Source organism: Armatimonadota bacterium (assembly GCA_020354555.1).
GTDB lineage: Bacteria > Armatimonadota > Hebobacteria.
On the sequence record CP070648.1, the window covers coordinates 4,815,499 to 4,821,575 of the forward strand.

Annotated in this window: 4 protein-coding genes; 1 reads left to right on the forward strand and 3 read right to left on the reverse strand. The window is 65.7% G+C overall.

The annotated features are described in order from the left end of the window. Positions 1 to 37 precede the first annotated feature (37 nt). A complete protein-coding gene (locus tag JSV65_19805; GenBank protein UCH34731.1) occupies positions 38 to 3,478 on the reverse strand; it encodes a PQQ-like beta-propeller repeat protein in 3,441 nt (1,146 codons plus the stop codon). Between the two features lie 342 nt (positions 3,479 to 3,820). Between JSV65_19805 and JSV65_19810 the strand changes: the two genes are divergently transcribed. Next, complete coding sequence (locus JSV65_19810) at positions 3,821 to 4,684, forward strand: aldo/keto reductase (protein UCH34732.1); 864 nt, start codon at positions 3,821 to 3,823, stop codon at positions 4,682 to 4,684. 133 nt (positions 4,685 to 4,817) lie between these two features. On the opposite strand, the gene JSV65_19815 is transcribed toward JSV65_19810, so the two are convergent. Both JSV65_19815 and JSV65_19820 read right to left on the reverse strand, forming a co-directional pair. Next, a complete protein-coding gene (locus tag JSV65_19815) occupies positions 4,818 to 5,579 on the reverse strand; it encodes a hypothetical protein (GenBank protein ID UCH34733.1) in 762 nt (253 codons plus the stop codon). A 23-nt stretch (positions 5,580 to 5,602) separates the two neighbouring features. Beyond that, on the reverse strand, positions 5,603 to 6,077 hold a 475-nt coding region (locus JSV65_19820; GenBank protein ID UCH34734.1), incomplete at its 5' end, for a hypothetical protein.

A 6,077-nucleotide genomic window follows, 5' to 3' on the forward strand; every position in this document is an offset into this window, starting at 1 on the left:
TGCACCTCTGCCTTGTACGGATAGCAGTCAGCGCGCGTCAGCCCTGCTTCGCCGCGATGGCCCGGCGCAGTCCAACGAGCGCATCCGCGACCCGCCGCCGCTCGCGCTTCAGGACCTCCCAGCTCAGCTCGGGCAGGTCTTCGTCCCAGCCGGCACTGACGGCGTTGACCGCTTCGGCGCGCGTGGTTCGGGCGCGCTCGCACAGCGCGGCATCAACGCCCGCTGTTTCCGCCTCCGCGACGGCGTCGTCGAGCAGGAGCACCGCCGTCACGTCCTGCACGCCGTCGTGCGCGGAACGCCAGCGCCGCGCGTCCACGACTTGCGTCCGGTCGATGTGCACCGTCCCGTAGTCGGGCTCGTTCTTCTCGCCGACACCCCAGAGATCGGAGTAGTAATAGACCCAGAACCCCGACCCGCGGGCGCCGTTGCGCAGCGCCACCCACGGCTGCCTGCGGTAGAAGCCCAGCGGGCTGAGGACGCGTATGTTCCCGGGCGCGTCGTACATCCAGACGTGGCGGTTGCGCGCGGACATGACCGCGTGGAAGTCAGCGCGATTCGACAGGCCGCTCGACGGCGCCCATACGTCAACCCACGGATCAAGCTCGCGAATCCATTCCAAGGTATATGCCGCGCCCGCCGGGTCGGCATACACAGGCGCGTTGGGGTCGGCTTCGCGCAGTATCTTCGCCTCCGCGATGAGCTGCTCGATGCCGCTGTGGCCTGAGTTGCCCGGCTCATCCACGGGATAGAACGCGAAGTCGCGGTAGGTGATGCCGATCGACGCGAGGTGTGCGACGAATTCCTGCATCCACGCCTTGAACGCCTTCTTCCACTCCGGCGCTTCTCGCGTCATGCCCTGCGGGGCGCTGAGAGGCAGTGAGGTGAAGAACAGGAACGGGTCGCCCGGTTTCGCCACGGCCACAAGGGCATCGAGCTGCGACCAGTCCACCTCCCCTATCAACTCGCCCTGCTCGTCACATTGGCGCGCCGGGGCGTTTGCGTACATCACGTTCGACCCGTGCGAGATGAGATTCCGAATCACGCGGTCGCGCAGCGGCTGGGGGAATCCCATCGGCCACGCCCAGTTGCACATCTTCCAGGGGTATGGGTACGGAAGCTCGACGGGGAGCACATCGAGGCGCAGGGTGACGTCGACGGCCTCGGCCGACATGGTCAGGGATTGCAGACGCACAGGGATGCTCCACTCGCCCGGCGCGAGGCCTTTCGTATCCACGACCAGCCAGACCTGTGCGAACCTGCTGGGCGCAAGCTGCACCGTGCGGCCGGGGTTCATTTCCGGCAGCATGTCCGGCACCTCGCCGCCGAAGCGGGTCGGCATCCACACGACCTCGAGGACACTCAGATGCTCCTGCCACGGCGCCTTCGCTTCGCCCGGGCCGACAAGGTCTTGCGGCTCGATGCGGACGCTGTACGTGTCCGGGCTGAGGCTCAGCAGGTTAAGACAGAAGTCCTCGCGCTGGTTGCCGTACGCCCAACCGGCGAAGGTCGCTTCGGCGGAAGTGGCCTGCGGGAGATCATCACGGGGATCCGCGTCGTCCCACGGGTTGGCATCGTGCCAGGCGATGAAGCGCAGGTCAGGCGCGTTCTCGGCTGCTCCGCGCGCGAACTCAGCGAACGCCTTCTCACGGCCAATCTGGCTGCGCAGAGCCGCCGCTTCTGCGACGACGGCTTCCGGGAACTCGGCATCGGTGGATACCTGCGCGACGCGGGCCTGGAGGGTCGCGAGCATCGCGCGCAGTTGGGCGCGGCGCCGCTCCAACCCAGCAGAGATGTGCGGGACGGATGACGCAAGTGTTGCTGGCGGCTCGAGGTCCGCAATCGCTTCCTCGACCATGCGTCGCTCGGCCGCAAGCGACTCGTAGGTCAGCGCGCGCGTTTCCTCAAACAGAACGCGCCGCGCCGCGGTGTCCAGGAGTCGAGCTGTGATCTGGTAGCGGCCGCGGTGACGGAATGGAATCAGCACCTCCACCGACTGCTCGTCCCGCGTCGTGCGGAAAGCCTGCGTGACCAGGACGCCGCGCGGATTCGTGACCGCGATTTCCACGTATCCCTGCCTGGGAGTCGAAGCTTCCCAGGTTGCCGTCACCGGCGTGTCGCCGAGAACCGGTTCGAACGTCGCGGGCAGCAGTCGGCCTTCACGTGCGGCGGCCGCCTTTGCTGCGGCGGCGACGGCGGCGCGCGCGGTGAGACGATTGCCGTTCAGCGCGGAGTTCCCACGGTAGCACGGCCACAACACCTCGCCCGCCTTCGCGGGACTGCCGAAGTGGTAGGCGAAGACCGTGTTGCGCGAGCAGCTCACCACGTCGAGCGCGCCGTCGCGGTCGAGGTCGGCAACCATCGGCGCGACGTTCGCCTCGCCCTCCTGCGGATACGCCCCGAGCACGTTGCCCGCGGTGTCGAGGACGTAGAGGGAGTTCCCCTCGACACCGGACTGCCGAACGCCGACCACGATTTCCAGCTCGCCGTTTCCGTCAACGTCCGCGACCGCGGAACTCCAGAAGATACCGTGGCCACCCATCGTGGTCACCCACAGCGGCTCGCCGGTGTGCGAGAACGCCCGCAGCTCGTTGTACTTCGTGCCGACGAGGATCTCATCGAAGCCATCTCTATTGATGTCGGCGACGGTCAGCGCGCAGAACCCCTTGGCGGGAACGTGCGCGGCCCACAGCAGCCTGCCGATCGCGCCGTCCAGGCAGTGGACCATGCTGTCCGCATCGGTCTTGAGCATGAAGACCTCGGGCTTGCCGTCGCGCTCAACGTCCGCCACCACCGCGTGACATCGGCCGAAGTTGTGCGGATCCGCGAACTCCCAGAACAGCCGGCCGTCGTTGGTGAGCGCCACGATGCGCTCGGCATCTATGCCGGAGACGAATTCGTTCTTGCCATCGCCATTGAGGTCGGCAGCCGCGGGAGACGAGATCGGCCCTTCCTCTGCGATCCTGTAGCGCCAGCGGATGCGGCCATTCGGGTCGAGGCACGTGAGCCACCCGTCCGGGTTGTTGAGGAGGACGTCGCAGCCGCCGCCCGGGCGCTCCGACAGCACAACGCACGCGTAGTTCACAAAGGCGTAACGCACATCGCACGACCAGTTTAGATGCCCGTCGCCGGTGAGGCACACGATATACCCGCGCACCGTGCCCGCGACGATATCCACCGAGCCGTCGCCGTCCACATCGCCGCACGCGGGCACCGCGCCGATGCCATCACCGAGGTCGTATTCGAATATGACCTCGCCCTTCGCGTCGAGCCGTACGACCTTGTTATCGCCAGTGGTGATGACGACGCTGTCGGGCGCGTCCGCGGAGGGATACGGGACCGGCGATGAACCAACGCCGCCGGCGATCTTAGCGCTCCAGACGATGGCTCGCTCGAGGTCGGCGCCCGCGCAGGCGGCAGAGAGCGCGAGCGCGAGGCCGACTGCCAGGATTCCGCGGGTCAGCCATTTCACATCCGACATCAAGACACGTCTCCTATTCCTGGGCTCTTCCGCCCGAGATGCTCTCGGCGGGCGAATCCATCATGGGGAAGTTCGGCAAGCGAAGGGGCGTGTTCCTGCTCAGCCAGGATTCGAGTTCGGCGGGCGCACCCGAGCGCTCATGGCTCGCGTGACGGCTCACCCGCGGTTCTGTCGGGCCGCCTTTCGCAGGCGGAGGCAGTTGTGCCGCTGCGTCGGAACTGAGCCCGTATCTTGCCGTTTGGTCAGACAAGTGTTGATGAGACTCCAAGGATGCACAGGGCACATTCAGAATATGAGGCGGAGAGCCGCACAACTGCTGGCGGCGCTGAAAGGACGCAGCACATGTGTCAGGGCTCGCCCATCAACGGCATACCGACGCGCATTCTGGGTGGAACCGGCGTCCAGTTGGCCGTGCTTGGCGTCGGCGGGTACCACATCGGCGCGGTCAAGGACGCCGAGCTGGGCATACGTATCATTCGGACGGCGATTGACGAGGGCGTCAACTTCCTGGACAACGCCTGGTGCTACAACGAAGGCGAAAGCGAGCGCCGCATGGGTCAGGCCATGCGCGACGGCTATCGCGACCGGGTCTTCCTGATGACGAAGAACCACGGCCGCGATGCCGCGACCTTCAAGCGCCAGTTGGATGAGAGCCTGGAGCGACTGCAAACCGACCGCATTGACCTGCTCCAATTCCACGAGATCATCCACGAGGGGGAGCCGCAGCGCATCTTTTCCGAGGGCGCGATCGAGGCGGCGGTTGAAGCGCGGGACGCGGGGAAGATACGCTTTATCGGTTTCACCGGACATCGCTGGCCCGAGCTGTTCCGCGAGATGTTGAACGAGGACTTCGCGTGGGACACGGTGCAGCTTCCGACCAACCTGCTCGACTTCTACTTCCGCAGCTTCACGCGCGAGATCGTGCCGCTCCTCCGGGCGCGTGGGATCGGCGTCATCGGCATGAAGAGCCTGTCCGGCGGGCGCATCTTTCGGGCGGATGTCAGCGCAAAGGACGCGATCAGCTACGCGTTGACGCTGCCCATTCACACGCTGGTGAGCGGGATGGATTCGCTGGAGGTGCTCGCGGAGAACCTGGAGATCGTCCGCGCGTGGGCGCCGATGTCGGCGAAAGAGGCAAGCGCCCTGCTCGAGCGCGTCGCGCCCCACGCGCTCGACGGGCAGCTCGAATATCACAAGACGCGGTGAGCCCGTAACCGGACGACCGCGGCCGCGCTGCAACCCCGCTAGTGCCGATCGCTGGCTTGCGCAATTGAGCCGGCCGAGGTGGATGGTTGCCGCCCACGGCCACCGCAACTCAGCGGCATTTCCTACGCAAGCCCTAGAAGCTGTAGTGATAGGCGATCGTCGCGGTCACGTCCGGCGCATCGCCCGCAAGCGCCGTGCTCGCCCCCCACGCGAGCACCGACCAGGGGGTGAGTTGGCTGCGCACACCCACCTCGACCACGATCGAGTCGTCGCCGTCCCGCTCATCCGATTGCTCCCAGAACGCATCGAGGATCAACAGTTCGTCGAAGCTCAGCGGCCGGTCGTAGCCGATCCCGGCGAACCAGACCTGACACCGATCGCCTGGCTCAGGGGAACCGACGTCGGTGTAGGCGATATTGACGTGGACGCGCTCCGCCCACGTCCCGATGGTGCGGGTCATGATCGCCTTCGCGGAAACGTCCGTGCCCTCGGAATCCGTGCCAGTCGCAAATCGGCTCTCAAGGACGAGTGACAACGCTGGCGTGCGCATCGTTTCCGTATTGAAGTTGTACAGGGCGTGAAGTCGCACATCGCCATTGCCAGCGCGGTCGCCGCTACCGAAGAGAAACGGTGCCGCCAGGGAGACCTGGAGGTTCCTCGCGGCGCCATAGTCGAAGCCGATCTCGAGTTCGCCAAGGTCGCCTTCGTCTTCGTTGAGGTAGCGCACGGCGGCCTGCACCTCGCGCGCGCGGTAGGGATGCGGATATGCGTCCTCGACGCGCGTCGGCAGGCCCTCTTCCAGGTCCTGATGGTCGGCGGCGAAGCAGGGCAAAGGAGCGACAGACGCCAGTCCCGCCGCAATGGCCAATGCCAAGCTGATGACGGAAGTCTTCATCCAATCGCGCTCCCTTCCCTGAATCAATAGCGTATGCCCCGGATCTTCACTTCGCCGCGCTCGTACCTGGCCATGAGATCCGAGATTCGATCCTCGGGCATCTGCATGGCCGCGTGAGCGGGCGGGTGGTGTTCCAGCTGCGCGGGCATCGTCATGCCCATAATGCGTCCCATCTCGCCCGCATCCCTCGTCCATATCTGCAGGTCGTAGGTGGTGGGGTCGTAGTCGGGATATGGTATCGGAAAGTCCGCCGCGAGCGACATGTCGCCGGGTCGTGCGAGCATTAGATCGAGAACCCGATAGAGTTCGCGGCGCTTCTGCTGCATGGTTAATTCGGGGTAAGCCAGGATGTCGTAGATGATGCCGTGCAGCATGTGCAGGTTGTCGAAGATGTTGGCGGCTGCGGGCGCGAGTTTTGAGAAACGCGGCATCGCTTCGCGCGAGAGCACCATGCGGTTGGGCGGATGCCGGAGCACTGTTTCGGTGAACAGCCGGTCG